Genomic DNA, 20839 nt, shown 5'->3' with positions numbered 1-20839 from the left:
TTCGTCATTATTTTATTTTGATTTATCTTTAATATCTTACATAAACAACTATAAACCAATTACAACTTAAGCAGCAATGTTGTCGATGCGATCACGGATTCTTCCAATCAAAATGGCCTGCCCCTTGTTAAAAGGGTTCAGATTCTTAATTGCCAATTGGTAACTTGATCTGGCTTCTTCAATTTCACCGAACATATTATGTACCAAAGCCAGATTCATATATAACTTTGCCCTGTGGGCTTTTTTTGACTCACAACGTATAAGATTCAAAGCTTCATTCAATCTTTCTATAGCCAAATTGTAGTTTCCATTATTCGCAGCTTCCATTGCAGACCTATTAATCTTAAAAACTTTACTGATTCCGCACATTTTAGTCTCCCTTCTTTCAAAATTCATATCAACTTGTTGAAATTTAAATTAATGAATATGAGAATCAATGTCAATTAATAATTAATAAAAAATGACTGCCCATCTCAATATGGGAGCAGCCATTTTTTACATCTCTAGAATTTCATCTAGCTGATATCAAATTGTATCCATTAATTAATGCTATGCTCTTTCTCAAACGAGAAGAGATTTAGTGGAGGAAAACACATCCTGATTTTGTCCTGAATAGGCATTGATAACTGTTTGAGCAAATGTATCCTGTTTTTGAGTTCCCAATTTAGATTTTTCATTTTCTAAATCATCAAAAACTCCCGAAAGAGATTGATCTCCGGCTTCAAAAGCCTGTCTCAGTTCGTCAGCAGTAACAACACCGTCTTTATTAAAATCGTAAGAGTCATAATCTTCATCAGCAGTTGAGACTGAAGAGACACCTGAAAATGAATCAGCACTTATGTTAGAAGCTGGATCCGTAGCTTCTCCCTGAATTGCTGAAATTATTTCCTCACTTGTAATTGACCCGTCTGAATCTGAATCAAACATACTGAATAAATCTTCACTCAATCCACTTTCTTCGAAAGAAATTTCTCCATCTCCATCAGAATCACTCTCACTAATAATAGACCCTGCGATCTCATCAGAACCGGATTGCAAAAAGACACTCAGCTGGCCCAACATACTTAATTGAGAATTTTCACCTGCTGCAGACTGTTCAAGTTCATCAATAGAAAGATAACCATCCTCATCGCTATCAAGATTTTCAAAATGCTCATCTAACAATCCTGATTCTTCAAGTGTCAGCAGACTATCACCATCACTATCATTCTGACTTAAAAAAGATTCAATTGAGTTGGTATTATCATTGTTATCCTTCTTGCCTACCAGTTCCATAAACTGTCCTGATCCCGAAGAAAAACTGCCTAGTGCTGATATACTCATAAAATGCTCCTTGCCGAGAAGTTAAAATTTCAGCGGCAAAAATTACCGCTTCAAGCTTCAGCAAAAAAGGCAGCAAATTATATCCCATAAAATATTAACATATTGTATATTTTTATTAATATTTACTAAAAAACGTCAGCAGGAAGGAAATTGTATAGTTATCACAGTACCGTCAGATTCAGAGGTGGCCATACTGATATCCAGATTATGTGTTTTTGCAATAAGCATCGCAGAGTATGTCCCAAGACCTGAACCGTCTTCTTTGCCATGTGTAACATATTTTTGGAAAAATCTTGAACGGATCTCATTTGGAACAGGCTTACAGTTAGATATAGCAACAGTTATAAAATGACTTCTGGTAATATTTACCAATACAGGATGATCCGGCAGGCTTGCTTCAATGGCATTTTTTATAAGATTTCGAAACATTGTCCTCATAAGCATATGCTCACCGAGAATCTCGACAAATTCAGTCCCATCAACATCGCTTCCATTCAGGGTAATTTTCATAAATGTCTGTTCACGGCGCAGTAAAAGAGCCATCTCTTCTTCAAGAGAACAGAGAAGCTCAACAAGATCAATACCTGCAAGCTTCAATGAATAAATCCCCTGCTCCATTTTAAACATATCAAGATGCGACTGAATCATATCCAGCATACGGTAACCGGCTGCAGCGATTCTTTTTATATACTTCTCCTGCTCAGCAGTCATTCCACCTTTAGTTAACATTAACTCTGGATACCCGATAACAAGATTAAGTGAAGATTTAAGATCATGACGATTTATTCTTTCTACCTCATCTCTTATCATTTCAGCTGTTTTTCGCTCCTTTATCTGCAATTCCAGCTGAGCATTCTTTTTTTCAAGCTCTTTATGTTTGTTGCGAACTTCTCTTGTCCTGTTTGCAACCATTAATTCGAGCATTTCTCTATGCTTTATGAGCCAGTCATCACGCTCCTGAACTCTTTCAAACATCAAATTAAATTCCGCAACCAATAAACCTATTTCATCGTCACTGATATAATTAACACGCTGAGAATAATCTTTACGACTCGAAATTTCTTTTACCGTTTCAGTCAACTGTCCTATGGGATCGGCTATTTTTTTACGAAAATACGAAGCCAATAAATAGCTTGAAGCTGAAACAACAAGTAAAATAAGAAAAGAGACCCCAATAGTGTGAACAAGCCAGCTGTTTTGGTCCATAAAATCAGCATTAATTACAAGCCAGCCAAGGTTCTCTCCCTGAGATGTAATCGTTTTTATTATCCTAAAATCATAAAGACCAATTTTTACGGCACTTTCAAACCGAATTGGCTTTTCTTGTCTATGTCCAAAACTGGCAAATACTTTCTTATTTGAAGTAAAAACAACTGCAGATTTGACATGAGGAACAATTCCCAGTGACCCCAGAACTTCCTCAGCTGCTTCGGGATCTTTAAAATCCAAAGCCGGACTTACTGAATTTGCCACCAAATCGGCCAGCATTTTAGCTTTATTAATGTTATCCTGCCGATAAGAAATAAATAAAAGCAAAATGCTTAAAATCATTGAGACCAAAAGGGCAAAAAGAGCTGTACCAAAAATTGCAGCAGTTATTTTACGCCCAATGCTGGCTTTAAAAATTTTCATCTGGGATCAGCTCCACAAAAAATTTCTGATAAACTCAACAATTTTGAGCTGATGTTTAACCCTGCTTTCTGCGCGGCACATATATTCACTTGCAATTTAATCCTGCCATCAGATTCTTTTAGATTTATAATCCCACCCATTTTCAAAAATTGTGAACTTTTACCGATTGTCAAAATAGGTCTATCTGAGATTCTTTTTAAAACAGCAGCTATATCTCTTGAACTTTCAGTATTAAAAAACAACACCTGACATTTATCTGATGGCCAGCTAACAACCTTAAATGGTTCTTTTTCCTTAAAATAATTAGCAATCTCACTTTTTCTGACAGCGGCAATAGTTATCATATTTCTTTTAGAATAAGATTCATCACCCGGCCACTTTATATATTTTGTTATCTTCTTAATAAACAGCACTCTTAATTGAGCTTCAGAAGCGTTCATACCAGCGAATACCGGTAAAGAAACAAGCAGTAAAACTGCCACTGCGGCGGGAAAAACAAGCAGGTTTAATCTACCTCTTAGAAATCCCATGTGAGCCTCATTGAGACAGCAGGTTCAGTAATTACATAGTTAGCATCATTAACTCCATTAAGGAGTCCTGAGCCTATTAATTCTAAAGATATTTTGTCAGAAGCTTTCCATTCGAGACGTGCACTTAAGTCAAAGCCTGTTGAAAGATCCCGGTCATCCAAGCTATTGAGATATGAAGAAAATAAATCCAACTCCAATGAATCTGAAAGAGCAGCTATGGCTTGCAGCTTGTAACTGTAGACAGGACTGTTGAGGGGAGGTGAGAAACCAGGCCCATCACCCGGGACTGAAGGAAAATCCTGCAAGGTAACGGATACAGAGGGCCTTAGAATCAACCATTCCAAAGCCTGCCAGTCCAAAGCGAATTCAGAACCGTAAGTAATCCCTTCTAAAGAACTGACGGGGCTGGCCGTTCTTGTTGAAGGATCAAACGACATTGTTACCATCTGATCATAATTATTAAAGAAAACTGACAAATCGATCTTAAGATCGTCATCAAAAATTCTTCGGTAACCAGCTTCAACAGAAGTAAGCTCTTCATTTTCAAGATCAGCAGTTGAATCTAAAAAATACCTGTAACCATTATACATGACATCATAATGTCCCTGATGTACCCAGTCACTAGGATATCTATTGGCATAAGACAGAGCCAGCCAGTATTCCTGCTTATCTTTGGTATATAATAATCTGGCGGTGGGTTGGGGTGAAACTTCACCATCCTCAACGTAATCCAACTTCATTCCAAGAGTAAGAAAAAGTTCATCTTCAATAAGCGTTATACGGTCTTGCAAAAATGAACTGACATCAAAACGGCTGAAATTCGCATTCCTGACAGAAACAAATTTTCCCTGCTCAAACTCTTCCCAAAAATATCTGCCTCCGGCACCGGCGGTTATCAGATGAGCTCCTGTCTGAACGCCGGAATATACCAATTCTCCATCAAATGTGTTTAAATTGCCTTCAAGATCCTGCAAAGTAACTATAGTTCTTGAATATGAGGAACGAAATTGGATTCCAGAATTAACTCCTGTGGATCTATCCCAGACAAACTGGGCAAACCCATTAACATCATTTTTATCTCTATCTGCTGAAAAGGGATTGCCGGGAGGAGATTGCTCGGTTATTTTGGAATGTGAAATTGCACCCTGAAAAGAAAGTTCATCTGTAAAGGCATTCTCCCAATCACCGCGAACTCCTACAGTCCCTGTAGTCCAGTCTCTTGATCCTTTTTCCGGATGTCCAAAAACAGTATAATTTTTTCCTGCTTCATATCCACCCTTTCCGTATACCGCAAAATTTCCATTATCTGAGATTTTACTGCCGCCAATTAGAAGTTCAGAGACTCCATCTGAACCTACAGTAGTTACACTCTTTAGTCCTTCAAGCTCTTTGGCATGCTTAGTAATAATATTGATGACTCCATTGAATGATTCAGCTCCCCATAAGCTCGTCCATGGACCGCGAATCACCTCTATCTGCTTTACCATCTCTATAGGCAGACCTTGAGTTCCCCATAGGACCTCTGCAAAATATGGTGAAGTTATTGGGCGGTTATCAATTAATATTAATTGCTTACTATTAAAAACACCTTTAAATCCACGTATTCCAATTGCCCATTTGTCAGTATCTGTTCTTGTTACAATCACTCCAGGAACTGTTTGCAAAGCTTCGGGAATACTTTTCGCTCCACTACGCCGGATATCCTCTTCCGTGAGGATAGTGTAAGATCCGGCAATATTTTCAAGTGACTGTTTTCTTCTGGAAGGCGAAACCACCTCAACATCCATCAGTTCTTCAAGATTAAGATCTTCAAGTCTGGAATCAGAATCTGAACCTGCTGCCCGGCAAGGTATTGCAGCAAAACTTAAATAAATAAGAATAGTTATTACTAATCCAAACTTGAACATATTAATCATGCTTCAGCCTGATTTCTGGCGGTCATCATATATCCGCGTCCTCTGATAGTTTTAATACTTACAGAACTACCGGCCTTTCTTCTTAAGTTGCTCATATGGACATTGAGAACATAGTCGTCAAAGTCAGCACTTCGACCAAGTGCTGATTCCATCAATTTTTCTCTTTCAACAAGTTTACCGCAATTAGTGGCAAGCAATTCTATTATACAATACTCCGCTGCAGTAAAATGAGTTGGTTCACCATTAACAAGAACACTGCGAGTATCGAGATTTACGATAATATTTCCGATTCTCAACTGCCCTTTCAAAGGTGGGACTGAAGGATCTTCAGTTAATGGTGGTGGAAATGCCCTGCGAAGCGCTGCTCTCATTCGGGCTAACAATTCACGCAAGGGGAAAGGTTTGCAGATATAGTCATCGGCTCCCATTTCAAGCCCGACAACACGGTCAACCTCTTCACCTTTTCCGGTTAACATTAATACTGGAACACTTGATTCCGCCCTAATTTTACCAAGAACATTCAGTCCACTTAAGTCAGGAAGAATAATATCCAGTATCACAAGATCATGGTCTCCCTTTTTAAAAGCTTTCAATCCACTCTGGGCAGTACAACATGATTCAAGGTCATATCCCTCATCACCAAGGTAAGAACTCAGAAGTTCACCCAGTTCCGGGTCATCATCAATCAATAAGATTTTATTCATAGTTTAATCTCCTATATGACCTATATATGTTCAGAAGGAATAAGCAAAACTGTTTAATATAAAAAAAGGTTAATAACATTAAGAAACATTAAGAAATCACGCAAAACAGTTAAGAGGAAAAAATACTGCGCATAAAAAATAGAAAATCAACATAAACGTTTTCACAACTACCTTCGTATAAATAGATGAAAGAAGGATTGAATTGGTCATTCTTCTTCGTGTGCAAGGATGTACGCATTTACATGGAGGTTTTTATGGCATTAGTAGTAAACAACAACTCAATTGCAAATTCGGCAGCAAGACATCTAAATGATGCCTACAACGCATTAGGAACTTCAACAGAAAGACTGTCATCCGGACTTCGTATTAACAGTGCTTCTGACGATGCCGCAGGTCTGGCTGTCAGAGAACTTATGCGTTCCGACGTATCCACCCTTAATCAGGGTGTGCGTAATGCTAATGATGGCATTTCAATGATTCAGACAGCTGACGGAGCTCTCTCCGTAGTTGACGAAAAGCTGATCAGAATGAAGGAACTTGCTGAGCAGGCTGCTACCGGAACATACACTTCAGACCAGCGAGCTTTGATCGATGAAGAATATCAAGCCATGGCATCTGAAATCACCAGAATAGCAAGCGCAACTGACTTTAACGGCATTTACCTTTTAAACGGCAATATAAGTGGAGACAATGCGCTGACTATCCATTTCGGCACAGGCAATGACTCGGCTGAAGACAAGTATGACGTGGAAATCGGGAAGTGCACTGCTTCTGCCTTGGGCGTTGGAAATCAGTCAACCGAAAATGCAGGATACTCTGTATCAACTCAGGAAGCAGCTCAGGAATCTCTGGCTGCTCTCGACAAGGCTATTGTCTCCAAGGATAAGATAAGAGCCAATCTTGGAGCCCTCCAGAACAGGCTTGATGCAACTATCTCAAACCTTCAGATACAATCCGAAAACCTATCCTCAGCAGAATCGCAAATATCTGATGTCGACGTGGCAACAGAAATGACTGAATACTCAAGACAGCAGATAATAACACAATCTGCAACGTCCATGCTGGCTCAGGCAAACTCTTTGCCTCAAATGGCTCTCTCTCTGATAGGTGGATAATCCACCCCATTAAACAAACAACTTATGCCCGCATCAGTGAATTCTGATGCGGGCTTTTTATATTCTGAAAAAAATTCCGTCCAGTTTTTATTACTAAGGAAAAAAATTCCTCTTCACCCAAAACCTCATTTTCAAAATCACTGATTGTGCAATTCAAAGATATTCAACATTAATTTTTGTTAAAAAAACAAACTAAAAATTAAAATATAAATTTATAATTAATATTATTTAATATTATATTTTGAAAAATTAATTATAAATTTATAGTTGTAAACTTTATAAGGCACGCCTGTTGCTTTTTAAACAGCATAGGAGGCTTTATGAAAACAATTAATAAAGAATTAGATAATCAAAATATAAGTCACGATTTAAATATATTTTTCAAAAAATATGAATATACAATTAAAAATTGTATTAATTATTTTTTAAAGAACAATACATACAAATTAAATCAATCAGATATTGATGATATTTTTCAAGATATAGCTTTCAAAATTATAAAAAATAATTACATAAAAAAATTTTCTTACAAAAAAAGTTCAATAAAAACTTGGATTTCAATAATAAGTAGGACCGTAACAATAGACTATCTACGTAAAATAAAAAATTATAACTACAAATATTACGAATTATACATCGATAAAAATGTTGAAACTGACAATATTAAACTAAAAATACCTCCTGGTGTACTAACACAACGTCAAACGCAAATTCTTGAGATGTCTTTTGTTGAAGGCCTTAAATCCGTGGAAATAGCAGACAAGCTAAAAATCAAATCCGGGACTGTCAGAAGCATAAAGCATCAATCAATAAATAAGCTGAGGAAATATCTAGATATTCACACCAAAAGGAGGAAAAAATCATGAGTGTAGAAGCTGTCAATTCATCAACAACCACTACGACCGATTCTTCCAGCAATACAACTTTAAGCCAGCTCGACTTTCTGACTTTGCTTACAACACAAATGGAATATCAAGACCCGACAGATCCAGTTGATAATTCTGAGATGGTTTCCCAAATGACACAATATTCAATGCTGGAGCAGCAAACCAGTACTAACGATAAATTAGACACCATACTTTCTGAAATTCAATCAATGTCCAAGATCAACAGCTCCAGTTATCTCGGCCAGAAAGTTTCCGCTGAAGGCGGCGTAGCAGAAGTAAGTGATGGTGAAATCGATTCAACCGTAACCATCACCCTAAGTGAAGATGCGGCAAATCTTGGAATAAATATTTACGACTCAGACGGAAATATTGTTGCCACAAACTATTACGAGGACGTTTCCTCCGGAACATTCACCATTGATGGAGATGAAATAAATGCAAGCGGAGCTTTGACCAGTGACGGATATTATACGCTTCAAGCTTTCGCATACGACTCCAATGGAGCGGAAGTCGACGTTTCGATGGAGTCTGAGGGAACAGTTGCCGCGATAAGTCAGGAAGATGATGGAGTGGTCTTCACTCTTGAAGACGGCAGGGAAGTGAACCTAACCGATGTAACCCTTCTAGCCTCTTAATAAGGAAACTATCATGGGTATCACAAGTACATTATATACAGGAATTTCCGGAATTAATGTCAATAGTCAGGCAACTTCAGTCGTCAGTAACAATCTTGCAAACTCAAGCACTGTAGGTTTCAAAGCTTCGTACACAACATTCGAAGATGTTTTTTACTCTTCAATCAGTACAGGAAGCGGTGGCGATCAGGTTGGTAACGGAGCAGGTGTTGCTTCCGTAAACACTGATTACACCCAAGGTTCTTACGAAGACTCCAGCACAGCTACAAATGTAGCACTTAACGGGGACGGATACTTTGTAGTTTATGACCCAGATCTGGGGACAACATACTATACCCGAGCCGGCAACTTCGATTTTGATAAGGATGGTTATCTTGTTGATCCATACGGAAATCAGGTTCAGGGATGGGAAGTTGAAAACGGTTCTGCTTCTGGAGCATTGACTACAATTCAGCTTGACCAGTCCCAATCTCCGCCGAATGCGACAAGTGAAGTTTTCGTTTCTATGAATCTTAATTCTCAGAGTACCGACAATGCCGTTACAACCAATCCGTATACTTCTGAATTTGAGCTTTATGACGGAACCGATGATCCTCCACTTGACGACTCAAGATACAGCTACTCAAGCACCATTACCATTTATGATGAAAATGGTACTTCCCATGATCTTACCTATTACATGGACCCTGTGGATGTTGATGCTGATGGTAATATTGTCTGGGAATACGTGGTTTCCTGCAATCCGGAAGAAGATATGCGTTCATTCGGAGGAACGGACCTCAACACGACCAGTGCCGCAGGTATGCTTATGACCGGAACACTGACCTTTGATTCAGAGGGACAGTTAATCTCACAGACGGCATACACTCTTACGGACTCACCGGTATCATCCGATCCTAAAGACCTTGACAACTGGGTTCTGGCTGATTTCAGCGATGCTGGACTAACGGAAGTAAATGCCAACTTTACCGGAAGCACTTCCGGTCAGGACATTTCAATAGATTTCGGAATGACAAACACCGGCTCAACAATCGGTGATGGCTGGACGACCACTTCAGGGGTGACAACTCTCGGTGATATCACTTCTGCAACCAGCTATTCCGATCTGCCGACATTCAACAGTTCAAGCCTAACAACCGGAGCCACTACAAGTTATAGTGACAGTTCTTCAGCCACCTACAGTACAACTCAGGATGGTTATTCAACAGGATCGCTTCTTTCAGTCTCTGTAGATGAGAACGGAATTATCAGTGGAAACTATTCAAACAGTCAGACAATTGAACTTTATCAGCTGGCCCTTGCCGATTTTACAAATAAAGAAGGGCTCGTCGCAAACGGGAGCAACCTATTCACCTCAACGACGGAATCAGGACAGGCAATAATAGGGACAGCAGGGACAGGCGGATTCGGCTCAGTTGTATCAAATGCCCTCGAATCTTCAAATGTTGATCTGGCATCAGAAATGACCAGACTGATTATCATTCAAGCAGCGTATCAGGCTAACAGCAAAGTCGTAACGACAGCTGACACCCTTCTCCAGACAGCAATAAATCTGAAACGATAGCTACTGACTGGAGGAAGAAATGATCAGCAACCTCTTCACAATAGGTTCAAGGGCAATAGCAAATGCTCAAGTTTCTATTAACAATACATCCAACAATATCGCAAATGCAGAGACAAGCGGATACCAAAGAACAGATACCAATTATTCTTCCACAGGAAACATTACTGTTTCAGGAAGCAGCATAGGCACCGGAGCTGAGATAAGCTCTATAACAGCTAATTGGGATTCTTTTGTGGAAGCACAATATCTGACAGCGGCAGCTTCACTTTCAGGAAATGAAGCTGTCGCAGACTATCTCGCCCAAATGGAAGAACTTTTAAACGAATCAGACGAAGATGGATTAGGAACACAACTTGATGCATTTCTGGATGCATGGAGTGACCTTTCAACTGATCCTGATTCGACAGCTGAACGTGAAGCACTTCTGGGAGAAGCCGAATCGTTGGTTTATGCTTTGAACTCTACTTCCAGCGAACTCTTAACAATGAAAAGCACCATTGAGGATGAGATACAATCACAGGTCGATGAAGCAAATGAATACATAGATACCCTTGCCAGTTTGAATAAACAAATATCTGCAGACCCAGACAATACCGACCTAGTTTCCAGCCGCGCCCAGATAATAAGAGAACTTGATGAACTTATTGGCATCGAAACAGAAACAAACAGCAACGGGCAGACATCAGTTTATACTGATAACGGCCTCCCTCTTGTAGACGGAACAACAACCCATCATCTGGCTTATTCTTCATCCCAGAGTAATGATTCATTGATGCCTGATTCTGATTATGATGGAGAAATAAATTATTCCGGAAGTTCAAGTGAAGAAATTATGATCGAGTTTGTTTCATCCGGAACAGACGGAACAGCTCAATTCAAAGTTTCTTTTGATGGAGGAAACAGCTGGGCGGAAGATGATAACGGGAACACTATTCTCTACACTGCCTCAGATTCATCTTCCCCTGTAGAGATAGATGGAGTTGAAATTTATTTCTCAGGAGGAACAACTGACCATGAAACCGGAGACCGCTACACTATAGTTCCCAAAACCGGCCTATACTGGGAAAAAAGCTCAGGGGCATTAGTTAACTGTACTCCGCTTACTGATTCAAATGGAGACGATACCTCCAACAGGGTTACCGGCGGTAGTATTGCAGGACTATTTAAAGTCAGGGATGATGATCTACTGCCAACTTTAGATGAACTGGATGCGCTATCATCGGGCCTCATTTACGAAGTCAATTCAGCACACTCACAAGGAGCAGGTCTTGAATCCCACACTTCTGTGACTGGGACATACACAATTGAAGATCAAACGGCAGCATTATCTGACAGCGGGCTTATATACGATAAAAATATAGAAGACGGATCATTTGAAATTTACGCCTATGATTCAGATGGAGCCGTAATTTCTAATTCATCTATATCAATTGATGCTTCAACGGATTCACTTAATGATATTATATCCCAGATCAACTCTGATTTTTCAGGAATTTTATCAGCATCAATAACATCTGACGGGACCCTTAAAATTCAGGCCCAAGGCGATTATTCATTTGAATTCGGGTCAGATTCTACCGGTTTTTTAGCCGCTGCAGGAATAAATACCTTCTTCGAAGGATCTAATGCAGCAGATATAACCGTAAATTCATACATACAAGAAAATTCTTCCCACATAAATTGTGGAGAAGTCGGTGACAACGGAACAGTCTCGGCCGGCAGCAACTCTTCAGCTGAATCAATCAGTTCTCTGCTTAATAATTCCGTTAATATTAATACTGAAACATCGTCTACGACACAAACATTGTCCTCATATCTATCAAGTATCGTCTCAAAAGTTGGTGCGTCAGCACAGAATATCGATACCCAGATAGCTTGCGATACCAGTGCTGCGCAGCTGTACTACGACCAACAGGAATCTGTAAGTGGAGTTAATGTTGAAGAAGAAGTCGTAAATCTAACTAAATATCAGCAACAGTATCAGGCTGCATGCCAGATTATCACCGTTACCCAGACCATGTTCGACAGTATTTTAGACATGATGTGACAAGGAGAAATCTTATGCGGATAAGTACTAATCAGGTTTACGCAACGTCTCTCAACAATGTGAATTCATCATTGGTCCGGTTAAACAATCTTAACGAACAATCCAGCTCACAGAAAAAACTTAATACCCCATCTGACGACCCTTCGGGTATGGGATTAGTCATGAAACTCAGAAGCTATGATGAATCTCTGGCAGGATATATTGATAACGGAAACTCAGTAAGTGCTCTTCTAGGTACAGCTGACGACCAGATAATAGAAGCAAGCGAAATTATGACATCCTTAATGGAACAAGCTGAACAAGGTTCTACCGGGACTTATAGCGACACACAACTTAATATGATTGCTGAAGAAATGGAGGCATACCTTGACTCTCTGGTAGCGATATCAGCTACAAAATCTGGAGATCAATACATATTTTCAGGTGATGCAATTGATAGTTCTCCATACACATATGGTCTCGGTGTGACTGTTACTGGTGACTCCCCATCTTCAAGTGAGCTTAGCCTGAGTGGAGAAATAGACAGTGCGATCATGGTAGAATTTACCTCTGACGGAACAGTAGGAACGGACTCACTAGACTATAAATATTCGACAGACGGCGGAACAACCTGGGAAACTGGAATCTTAGATGGAACTTCAGTCCCGCCTGAAACGACAATAACGATTGAAGATGCAACAATTGAGATTGCCTCTGGAACTGTTGTCACTACAGCAGATGAGGATACCGGAAGCTCCTTCATAGTTAGAACTACAATGATATATCAGGGCTCTGATGATGCCATGTCTGTAAATATTGCTGAAAATTATTCAATAGATGCAACGACCGTTGGATATGAAGCTTTTGGTGGTCAGGATAGTGATGGAAATTCGTATGGTGAACCCAATTTATTTGAATCTATTTGCGAAACCATTGCTTACCTGCAGACAGGCAATACTGACAAAGTTGAAGAAAATCTTGAAAAACTCAGTTCAGGAAATGAAAAGCTGAACACTATAGCTGCGACAATAGGAGCGCGCGAAAACAGGGTTGATTACATGGTCAGCAGTCTTGGTCTTGCAAGGGAGAGAACGGCATCTGCTATCAGTTCAGAAGAAGACATAAATGCAGCGCAACTGTCAATTGAGCTGAATCAGGCTGAATATGTATATGAAGCAGTGCTAAGTTCAGCATCCAAATCTATGAGTCAAAGTATTCTGGATTATATATAGGAGGTTTATAATATGGCAGTTTCTTCTCTTTCTTCAGACGTTTTATCATATTCATCCAATACCAGTTCCGGATCAATAACCTTCTCCGGCCTTGGGAATGGAACTGACTTTGATGACATTATAGATGCGACCATGGAGCTTCAGGAATACAAAAAGGAAGCATATGAGGAAGATCTTGAATATGCAGAAACAGCGAAAGATGTTCTTGCAACTCTTAATGAAAATATGGTTACCCTTTCTGGAACTCTTCAGGAAATGGATGAAGTTGACGAGTTTCTTTCATACAAAGAGACAACTTCAAGTGATGAGATAACCGCAACAGCAGGTGATGGAGCTAAAACCGGAACCCACACTATAGTAATTGGCCAGCTTGCGCGCAAAGACGTCTGGATAGCTGAAGACATTTCATTTTCATCTGAAGATGACATTATCGCATCAAACGCTACATCTATAACACTTTCATACGCAGGGGAAAGTCTCTCCCTTGATATTGCAGCAGGAACAACTGCTGAAGAACTTGTTAATATGATTAACTCTGATTCTGATTTTGATGATAAAATTTCTTCATCATTAATATATGATGGAAGCGGATACCATCTTAAGCTCAGTGGTAACGATACTGGAAGCTCAAATGTAATTGAAATAGTGGATTTTGACCTTAACGGAATAAGTTCTGCTGATTTTAATAATACTCAGGCGGCGTGCAATGCAGAATTAAAAATAGACGGTTACCCTTCTGCTGAAGATTCATGGCTTGAACGGGACTCTAACACAGTTACCGATCTTATAGATGGTGTGACTCTTGAACTCAATCACACTACGGACTCTGATGGAGTTGAAGTCGGAGTAACATATGATACAGATGCAATGGTAAGCACTATAGAAAATTTTGTATCTGAAATAAATCAAATGATATATGATATTCAAAATGTAACAGGGAGACTTGATACCGACACTGATTATTCTGTTTCTACTGACACCGATGACGAAGATAGTGATGATGACGATGATTCTTCATTCACACTAAATGACAGTTCACTCGATGTTGTCTATAATTCAATAAAAAACGTGCTTTCAACAATCGGTCTTGGTTTTGAAAGATATGACAGCACTACTGAGGAAGGAGATCTTTACACCACTCTTTCAACAATAGGAATTACAACAGACTCTGAACAGGGATCAGATACTTTTGGGCAACTTGTCATAGATTACGATGATCTGGAGGAAGCAATTGCAGCAGACCCTGAAGCGGTTGCAACCCTCTTCGCAGCATCCGGTGAAGCAGAGAGCAATACTTCATCGCTTGAGGTAATTTCAAGCGTTAGCGGACTTACTAAAGCTGGTGAGTATTCAGTTGAATATGAAATCTCCGGCGGAGAAATTATATCTGCGACAATAGATGGAGTCGAAATGAAAATTTCAGGCTCAACCATGCTTGCCCAAAGCAATAGCGATGCAAACGGACTTTATCTTAACTGCGTTGAATCAGATGATGGAACATACAATGCGACTATAAGCGTTAAACAAGGTAAATGCGGCGAATTAGCTGATCTGTTTACAAGCATGACTGACGTTACAAGTGGATCAATACCTCTTCTCATCAAGAGCTATGACGAATCTATAACCAACCTTGAGAACAATATTTATACTGAAGAAGCACGCCTAGATTCACTTGAAACAGAACTCAACAGAAAATATGCAGCTCTTGATGAAATGCTTTCATACTATGAAAACATAGCTTCTCAACTTGAAGCGACACTTTCCTCAAGCAGCTGAGTTAAGGATCAAACATTGTTGAAGAATTAAAACTTCTGATTATTTATTTCTCTGATTGCTCTTAACAGATTAAAAAATTAAGCTGAAAACAGCAGTAATCAACTCCATAAATCTAATTCTATACAATCATCGAGCATTAAGGAGAAAAAATGGAAGCCTATAATTTCAAGGAAGTTGAAGGTAAAAAAGTTGAAAAAGCAACATATAAGGGTAAAGAATATAAAGTTAAGGGAGTTACCATACGCTGGCTGTCAAAATCAGGTAAAGACGCGGAAGGACAACCTGAATATGGTTTAAGACATTTTACCGTTGAACCAGGTGGAATTATTCCATGCCATAGTCACCTGTACCTCCAGACGATGTTTATTGAGCGCGGTGAGTTGGAATGTTTTTCTTATGATCCTGAAACAGATGAAGTTGTGTCCAACAGGATTTGCGGACCGGGAGATTATATTTATTCTCCTACTATGGAACCACATGGATTACGCAATAACAGTGAGACTGACTCTGCTACATTTTTATGCTGCATATGTTCTTTATATGGAGATGAAGAAACAATATAAATTACAAGCCCGCTGAAGCTTAAAAACTTCAGCGGGCTTTAATATAGCTGTCGGTAATGATTAGGTATGCCCTAAAACTATTTTTTAACTTGCTTTAATCTCAATCTGTTTACGATAGCTAATAATATCATCAACAGTAAGTACACAAAAATTATTTTTCTGTGCAAATTCTACTATTTCAGGAAGTCTGGCCATAGTGCCATCAGGATTGGTTAACTCACAAAGTACACCACAATCCTTCAAACCAGCCAATTTCATTAAGTCAACTGTAGCCTCAGTATGTCCACCTCTTTCAAGAACCCCTCCGGCCCTTGCTCTCAAAGGAAAAACATGACCAGGCTTATTCAGGCATGAAGGCTTAGCTCCATCCTCTATGGCGGCCTTGATAGTAGTTACACGATCGGCAGCGGAGACTCCGGTTGTTACACCTTCTGCGGCCTCAATCGACACCGTAAAACCGGTTCCGTATGTACTGGTGTTTTTTTCTACCATCATATCCAAACCAAGCTCAGTAACCTTAGCATCTGTCAGGCAGAGACACACAATGCCACTGCATTCCCTGATGAGCATGGCCATCTGTTCATTGGTCAAAAATTCAGCAGAAAAAATCAGATCACCTTCATTTTCACGGTCCTCATTGTCTGTAACAAGAACACCGTTACCATTACGAAGATTTTCCAATGCATTTGTAACTCGGGTATAAGAGTCGCCGAAAGTAGAGAGAAGATTCTGATTCATGGTAATTCTCCTTTAGATATTTTTTACCAGAATCAGGGCGCGAAAAGAGACAGGATGACAGTCCATAAAATATGAACGTCTGCGTATGAGAGAATTCCCATAACGAAATGAATCTGCCTTATTCTCTTCTATCCGGACTGTTACCGTCGGCTCTGGATTTGCACCAGATCTGCTTGACCCCCAAAACAATTGGGGCGCTCGCGGGCTTTCCATTCATTGATTGGATTACCGCCGGTGGGGAATTTCACCCCGCCCTGAGAATAAACAAGATTCTTTTACGCTTTGAAAAATCTGGAGTCAACAGCTTTAATTAATAGATTAAATTATAAACATACTCATTCAATTGATTGCTGAACCAAGTACTAAAAAAGATTCTATCGTTATAAAAAAAGTATTTATTTTTTTTAATATTAATGTATTATTGGTTAACTATTTTTTTGAGCTGTATAAAAAAATAAAAAATTAGCGCCAGAGAGAAGCATGAGACTAAAAACAAAACTTACTTTTTTTCAGGTTGCAGTTGTCTTTTTAACCATCATAATTTTATGTTTTGTTTTTATTTACAAGATAAATCAATATTCAGAAAATGATAATTTACAATATAGAAAAGAAGTTACTAAAATAAGAGAAAATGATTTAAAAGATATGGTTTCGCTTGCAGAAAGCACTATTGAATCATTTTATAAAAAATCAATCGATATAGATTCACTATCAAAAATAAAATCTGAATATTTGAAACAAATAATTTCTACATGCTACTCTCAAATAGATACATATATAAAAAATAATGAAGGTATATTAACCGCCGCTCAGCTCAAAGAAGGAATAAAAAGGATTGTAGCACCAATACGGTATGAAGGTTCAAATTATATATGGATTAACGATTCTACACCACGCATGATACTGCACCCAACATCTCCCCAACTTAACGGTAGTAATCTTTCTTCAGCAGCTGACAGCAATGGAAAACATATGTTCAATGAGATGGTTAAGCTGTGCCGAAAACAGAATGAAGGTATGGTCGATTATTTATGGAAAAAACCGGGTGATCAAAATGAAACTTTAAAAATTTCATACGTAAAAAAATTGCCTAAATTCGGTTGGATAATAGGAACAGGCGCATGGGTATCGGATATCACCGCTGAAATGAAATCAAAAGCTCTGGAACAAATAGCCCACATGACTCTTGAAAACGGGAATTATTTCTGGGTAAACGGCCTGAATTACAAAATGATAATGCATCCACTTAACCCTGAAATGAACGGTAAAAAAATAGATAACATAACTGATACCAATGGAAAGTTTTTCTTTAAAGAGATGGTAGACCTTTGTTCCGCAGAAGGAGAAGGAACTATCAAATATTATTGGAACAAACCGGGTAAAGAAAAAAGTGTTCCCAAATTATCATATGTAAAGCTTTTTAAACCATGGAACTGGGTTATAGGAATGGGCATCTACATAGACTCGATTGATGATGCCGTTCAAACAAAAAAGCAACAACAGCAAAAAACCATAAACAGCATGCTGATGACGATCATTATACTTGCTGTTGTAATTGGATTTTTAGCAGCTTTAGCATCAAGATTTTTTGCAGGGAAAATAACATCTACACTTGGAACTGAGCCTGAAGATTTGAAAAAAGTTGCTGACAATATGGCCGAAGGAAAAATGAATTTCGGATTTAAAATTCAGAATGAGCATGGAGCTTTCAAATCTATAGCAAAAATGATTGATAAAGTAAGTTCCACAATACTTGATGTGCAGCATGCAGCAGAAAATGTTTCTGCCGGTAGTGAAGAACTTTCAGCTTCAGCACAATCATTATCTCAAGGAGCTACTGAACAGGCTGCGGCAGTAGAAGAGTTAAGTGCGTCGATGGATAGTATCGCTGACAGCATAATCCAAAATGATAAAAACGCTTCGCAGGCAGAGAAAATTGTTTTGCAGGCAACAGCAGATACGGTTGAAGGTGGTAAGGCCGTGAATGAGACCTTGCAAGCCATGAGAAATATTACTGAGCGGACTGCTATCATTGAAGAAATATCACGGCAAACAAATTTACTGGCTCTTAATGCCGCAATCGAAGCGGCAAGAGCAGGAATACATGGCAAAGGCTTTGCTGTGGTTGCAGCCGAAGTAAGGAAGCTTGCCGAAAAAAGTGGTGTGGCTGCGTCACAAATAAGCGAACTCTCAGCAGAGAGTTTGAAAACAGCAGAATCAGCCGGAGATATTCTCGAAGAAATAATACCCAAAATAAAAAATACTTCTGAACTTATTCAAGAAATATCAGCAGCATGCAACGAGCAAAGTGAAACTATTATTACCCTTAAAAATGCAACAGAGCAGTTAGACACTGTCATCCAGCAGAATGCATCTTCATCTGAAGAAGTTGCAGCAACATCTGAAGAACTGTCAGGACAGGCAGAAAGTCTACAGCAGACAATTATGTTCTTTAAAATAGATTAAAAAAACCGGGATTAACTGAATAACCCCGGCTGAAGGACAAGTTTCAGGAACAGGAATTACTTAAAACTCCTTTGAAATAATTCTCTAATGGCTTTTTTGCCATTCTCTTCTAAAAATCTGGTACCTGTAGCTGTAAATTCTTTTGTAGCAATTACAGGTTTTCCGCATTCAAGCCACTGATCTTTTTCCCACTTAAACCAGGCATCCCTATCTTGAGAAAAAACATACAATGGTTTGTTGCAAATCTTGGCAAATTCAGCTCCCCAACCGGTTCCGCCTTTTACTGTTCCATCATCGAGAATAGCACCAACAATAAAGACTTCATGACCGCTATCAACCTGCCAGCATATACTCTGGAGTACTTTTCTGAATATGGGTGCTCTGGTGTAGTTCCGATTCATAAGTTTAGAAACATAGGTAAGGCTTACATCCTTATTCTGGAGTTCATTATCAGTGAGAACCCTCATTCCTCTAGTGCGTTCTATCTGATGTCCTTCAAAGCTGTAATTTACTTCCTGAACACCAAACTCCTCTGCGATTGCACCGAATTCACTCTCAGTACCAGCTGCTCCACCGCTATAAAGAACAAATTCCTTGGGATTGCTCATTTTTCCTCCATTTTTGTAGCTGCAACAAATTCACCTTGGACCACAATCTAAGAAATCATTAAAAACATAATCTGATGTTTCACTTAAACTTAAAAACCTAATATAAAAACTACATCACAAATCATAGAAATTTGACAGATATTTTTAACTATTTAACCGAGTACTGCAAGCTAATCCAACAGCAAAAAATTTTATTGCCCTGCTATAAACAATGATCAAAATTTTCATTCAAAATATTTAGAATTGGGAAAAGAATTTTAACTAAAAATGTATTTTGACCGATCAATCACCAAAGTACTATTTTACAATTTTGCAATAAAAAACTTTTATTAAATAAAATTAGACAGTTAAGTCATAAGTAATTGTCCAGAATAAAACTGGACAAATATTTTTTTTTAGATATACTGCCTCTTGTACTGGATCAGGCTCAAAAAAATCTCAAACACGTTCTCAGCTAAACAGCCGTAAATCGTAATGGAGGTTTTTATGAACAAAAATGACAAAACTGCTGAAACTTCAGAAGCCCTCAAGAGAATGGAAAAAATGGACCCTTTCAAATTCCGTTCAGTCAGCAAACACATCGAAGCGATGGTTGAATCTCTCAACCAGCAGGAAAAGGCTCTCGCAATGGAAAACGAGTCCGATTCCGATGAAGCCTCTGCATCTTAGATCACACGACAAATCATAAAAGCAGAGGGTTTTTTGCAATAATTATCGAGCCCTATATCTTAATATCCACTGGACTGATTTGAGCCGTCCATCAAGGATATCAACAAAGCTAACAATCATAAAAGAGAGATAGCGACTCTCAAAATCTCCTTTTTTTAATTTCACTTTATGAAACTAAAGGAGAATAATTTGGTTACTCACAGGTCACCAATGACTTGTCTGTGCATTTGTCTATACAATTCCTACAATTATTATTGATTATTGCAGATTGATAAAAATTGGCGTGAACCAAATGCAATGAGTACACACCAAATTGAGTTCTGATCCTATTCCAGAATAGTCTGAACAAAGCCTGCCCGTTTCAAACGGATTGTTATCGGGCAGCGCTGAAGTTCAGTATTCCATCATGACAGCATAGACCTTTCTAAGAAATATTTTTTACACATATCAAGATG

18 protein-coding genes and 1 riboswitch are annotated in these 20839 nt (G+C 38.8%); of the genes, 10 read left to right on the top strand and 8 right to left on the bottom strand.

Annotated features, from left to right (window positions below; genetic code table 11):
• Positions 1–66: 66 nt before the first annotated feature.
• From G496_RS0106960 to G496_RS0106935, 6 genes are all read right to left on the bottom strand, one after another.
• A complete protein-coding gene (locus G496_RS0106960) occupies positions 67–369 on the bottom strand; it encodes a tetratricopeptide repeat protein (RefSeq protein ID WP_034632646.1) in 303 nt (100 codons plus the stop codon).
• Between the two features lie 192 nt (positions 370–561).
• The gene (locus G496_RS20500) at positions 562–1323 is read right to left on the bottom strand and encodes an EF-hand domain-containing protein (RefSeq protein WP_051294888.1); all 762 of its coding nucleotides are present in this window, start codon (positions 1321–1323) and stop codon (positions 562–564) included.
• A 135-nt stretch (positions 1324–1458) separates the two neighbouring features.
• Positions 1459–2955, bottom strand: coding sequence for a sensor histidine kinase (locus G496_RS0106950; RefSeq protein ID WP_027178650.1), 1497 nt, complete (start codon positions 2953–2955; stop codon positions 1459–1461).
• The gene (locus tag G496_RS20495) at positions 2952–3485 is read right to left on the bottom strand and encodes a YfiR family protein (protein WP_027178649.1); all 534 of its coding nucleotides are present in this window, start codon (positions 3483–3485) and stop codon (positions 2952–2954) included. The genes G496_RS0106950 and G496_RS20495 overlap by 4 nt, the downstream gene beginning before the upstream one ends.
• Positions 3473–5392: a TonB-dependent receptor plug domain-containing protein gene (locus G496_RS0106940; RefSeq protein ID WP_169725740.1), complete on the bottom strand. Its 1920-nt coding sequence runs from the start codon at positions 5390–5392 to the stop codon at positions 3473–3475. The genes G496_RS20495 and G496_RS0106940 overlap by 13 nt, the downstream gene beginning before the upstream one ends.
• Positions 5393–5397: 5 nt before the next feature.
• The gene (locus G496_RS0106935; protein WP_027178647.1) at positions 5398–6105 is read right to left on the bottom strand and encodes a response regulator transcription factor; all 708 of its coding nucleotides are present in this window, start codon (positions 6103–6105) and stop codon (positions 5398–5400) included.
• A gap of 254 nt (positions 6106–6359) precedes the next feature.
• Here G496_RS0106935 and G496_RS0106930 point away from each other — a divergent pair, with 254 nt between their 5' ends.
• The 8 genes from G496_RS0106930 (at position 6360) to G496_RS0106895 (ending at position 15903) form a co-directional block, all read left to right on the top strand.
• Positions 6360–7220 carry a flagellin N-terminal helical domain-containing protein gene (locus tag G496_RS0106930; protein WP_027178646.1) on the top strand — a complete coding sequence of 287 codons (861 nt, stop codon included), beginning with the start codon at positions 6360–6362 and terminating at the stop codon, positions 7218–7220.
• A 320-nt stretch (positions 7221–7540) separates the two neighbouring features.
• Complete coding sequence (locus G496_RS0106925; protein WP_027178645.1) at positions 7541–8086, top strand: sigma-70 family RNA polymerase sigma factor; 546 nt, start codon at positions 7541–7543, stop codon at positions 8084–8086.
• Complete coding sequence (locus G496_RS0106920) at positions 8083–8742, top strand: flagellar hook assembly protein FlgD (protein WP_027178644.1); 660 nt, start codon at positions 8083–8085, stop codon at positions 8740–8742. The genes G496_RS0106925 and G496_RS0106920 overlap by 4 nt, the downstream gene beginning before the upstream one ends.
• A gap of 13 nt (positions 8743–8755) precedes the next feature.
• Positions 8756–10306, top strand: coding sequence for a flagellar hook protein FlgE (locus G496_RS0106915; protein WP_027178643.1), 1551 nt, complete (start codon positions 8756–8758; stop codon positions 10304–10306).
• A 19-nt stretch (positions 10307–10325) separates the two neighbouring features.
• Positions 10326–12353, top strand: coding sequence for a flagellar hook-associated protein FlgK (gene flgK, locus G496_RS0106910; RefSeq protein ID WP_027178642.1), 2028 nt, complete (start codon positions 10326–10328; stop codon positions 12351–12353).
• Between the two features lie 14 nt (positions 12354–12367).
• Positions 12368–13564 carry a flagellar hook-associated protein FlgL gene (flgL, locus tag G496_RS0106905; RefSeq protein WP_027178641.1) on the top strand — a complete coding sequence of 399 codons (1197 nt, stop codon included), beginning with the start codon at positions 12368–12370 and terminating at the stop codon, positions 13562–13564.
• 12 nt (positions 13565–13576) lie between these two features.
• Positions 13577–15340, top strand: coding sequence for a flagellar filament capping protein FliD (gene fliD, locus G496_RS0106900; RefSeq protein ID WP_027178640.1), 1764 nt, complete (start codon positions 13577–13579; stop codon positions 15338–15340).
• A 149-nt stretch (positions 15341–15489) separates the two neighbouring features.
• Complete coding sequence (locus G496_RS0106895) at positions 15490–15903, top strand: cupin domain-containing protein (protein WP_027178639.1); 414 nt, start codon at positions 15490–15492, stop codon at positions 15901–15903.
• A gap of 84 nt (positions 15904–15987) precedes the next feature.
• Here the strand turns inward: G496_RS0106895 and ribB are convergent, their stop codons facing one another.
• Positions 15988–16641, bottom strand: a complete 654-nt coding sequence (gene ribB / locus G496_RS0106890) for a 3,4-dihydroxy-2-butanone-4-phosphate synthase (RefSeq protein WP_027178638.1) — start codon at positions 16639–16641, stop codon at positions 15988–15990.
• A 116-nt stretch (positions 16642–16757) separates the two neighbouring features.
• Positions 16758–16907: riboswitch (FMN riboswitch) on the bottom strand.
• 214 nt (positions 16908–17121) lie between these two features.
• Here ribB and G496_RS19055 point away from each other — a divergent pair.
• Positions 17122–19107 (top strand): methyl-accepting chemotaxis protein, encoded by a 1986-nt coding sequence (locus tag G496_RS19055; RefSeq protein ID WP_034632674.1) that lies wholly within the window; start codon positions 17122–17124, stop codon positions 19105–19107.
• Between the two features lie 56 nt (positions 19108–19163).
• On the opposite strand, the gene G496_RS0106880 is transcribed toward G496_RS19055, so the two are convergent.
• Entirely contained in the window at positions 19164–19715 is a 552-nt protein-coding gene (locus G496_RS0106880) for a hypothetical protein (RefSeq protein ID WP_027178637.1), read from the bottom strand.
• Positions 19716–20201: 486 nt separating this feature from the next.
• Here G496_RS0106880 and G496_RS0106875 point away from each other — a divergent pair, with 486 nt between their 5' ends.
• A complete protein-coding gene (locus G496_RS0106875) occupies positions 20202–20384 on the top strand; it encodes a hypothetical protein (RefSeq protein ID WP_027178636.1) in 183 nt (60 codons plus the stop codon).
• Positions 20385–20839: the final 455 nt, after the last annotated feature.

It is taken from the genome of Maridesulfovibrio bastinii DSM 16055 (genome assembly GCF_000429985.1).
GTDB lineage: Bacteria > Desulfobacterota > Desulfovibrionia > Desulfovibrionales > Desulfovibrionaceae > Maridesulfovibrio > Maridesulfovibrio bastinii.
The sequence above is the reverse complement of the archived record's forward strand: the minus strand, read 5'-3'. Positions and strand labels throughout refer to the sequence as shown.